This is a genomic window from Variovorax sp. 10N432 (assembly GCF_056394465.1).
On sequence record NZ_JBFTHX010000158.1, the window covers coordinates 1 to 449 of the forward strand.

Sequence of the window (449 nt, forward strand, 5' to 3'; positions counted from 1 at the left end):
ATCGTCAACACCGATCAAGGTAGCCAGTTCAGCAGCTGCGATTTTGTCGCCGAGGTGAAGCGCATAGGCGCGCGCCAGAGCATGGACGGCAAGGGCTGTTGGCGGGACAACGTCTTCGTCGAGCGGCTGTGGAAGAGCGTGAAATACGAAGACGTGTACCTGAAGGCCTACGACAGTGTCAGTGCCGCACGGTTGAACCTGGCCGCTTACTTCGATTTCTACAACGCGCGGCGGCCCCATCAATCGCACGACGGGTGCACGCCAGACATGGTCTACTTCGCCACGCTACCCGCAATGAAGGAGGCTGCCTGATGGGTTGAACCATGAGTACATGGCTCAACCGGGGCGCCTCCGGAGGCCTGGCAGGGGCCTGAAGATTGAAAGAATCAAACCGCAGCCAATCCACTTAACTCAGGTCGATGCGTGTTCAGACGACCGGAGCCGGCTCT

General features: G+C 59.2%; 1 protein-coding gene. It reads left to right on the top strand.

Annotated features, from left to right (window positions below):
* The coding region (locus AC1DF3_RS37135; RefSeq protein WP_478142832.1) for a transposase at positions 1 to 312 on the top strand (312 nt) is incomplete at its 5' end.
* Between the last annotated feature and the right edge of the window lie 137 nt (positions 313 to 449).